Source organism: Pseudomonas brassicae, assembly GCF_010671725.1.
Taxonomy (GTDB): Bacteria; Pseudomonadota; Gammaproteobacteria; order Pseudomonadales; family Pseudomonadaceae; genus Aquipseudomonas; species Aquipseudomonas brassicae.
On the sequence record NZ_JAAHBU010000600.1, the window covers coordinates 1 to 849 of the forward strand.

Below are 849 nucleotides of genomic sequence, written 5' to 3' on the forward strand. Positions count from 1 at the left end.
GCTTGCCAGCGAAGGGTTCACCGCCTGTATCAGGCCTTACTCTGGAATACGCAGCGTCTGTCCCGGGTAGATCTTGTCCGGGTGGCTGAGCAGCGGCTTGTTGGCCTCGAAGATCTTGTTGTAGTGGTTGGCGTTGCCATACACCGCCAGCGAAATCGCACTCAGGGTGTCGCCCTTCTTCACCACCACGAAACGCGCTGCCGCCACCACCGGGCCGGTCACGGTGAGCTGGTCGTCCACCGACGCCACACCTGCGATATTGCCCAGCGCCAGCAGGATCTTCTCCTTCTCTTCCTGGCTGCCCACCTCGCCTTTGACGGTGACCTTGTCACCCTCCACGGTGGTCTGAATGTTCGGATTGCCCAGGCCGACCTTGCTCACGTGTTCCTTCAACTGGTCATCCGCGTTGGCGTTGCCAGGTGTCAGCAGGTCGAACAGTTTTTCACCTGCTTCTTTCACGAAACTGAAAATGCTCATCCTGTGCTCCTTAGGTATCAATGACCGGAGCAGGCAGTCTAGGACAAGATAGAATGCTTCGCCTGCGAATGCCCTAGGAGCGACGGTGGACATCAAACAACTCAAATTCCTCATCGCCCTGGATGAAACACGCCACTTCGGCCAGGCCGCCGCACGCTGCCACGTGACCCAACCGACCCTGTCGATGCGCCTGCGCAACCTGGAGAAGGAACTGGGCCTGGCGCTGGTCAACCGTGGCCAGCGCTTCGAGGGCTTCACCGCCCCAAGGCGAACGCGTGCTGGCCTGGGGCGCGCTCGGTGTTGACCGCCTACGAGGGGCCTGTACGCCGAGGCCGCCGCCTGCCCTGGGCACTGGGCCGGCACCCCTGCGCC

1 protein-coding gene and 1 pseudogene are annotated in these 849 nt (G+C 62.0%); one reads left to right on the forward strand and one right to left on the reverse strand.

Translation table 11 applies throughout. From position 1 onward, the window contains the following. Positions 1–36 precede the first annotated feature (36 nt). On the reverse strand, positions 37–477 hold the full coding sequence (gene lysM / locus G3436_RS26500) for a peptidoglycan-binding protein LysM (protein ID WP_163951306.1): 441 nt from the start codon (positions 475–477) through the stop codon (positions 37–39). 85 nt (positions 478–562) lie between these two features. On the opposite strand from lysM, the pseudogene G3436_RS26505 reads away from it, so the two are divergent. Continuing rightward, a pseudogene (locus G3436_RS26505) lies at positions 563–849 on the forward strand (LysR family transcriptional regulator); the annotation flags it as partial.

What these genes read in the sequence shown, in the direction of transcription:
- lysM (WP_163951306.1), bottom strand. Translation starts at nt 477, where the DNA reads ATGAGCATTTTCAGTTTCGTGAAAGAAGCAGGTGAAAAACTGTTCGAC.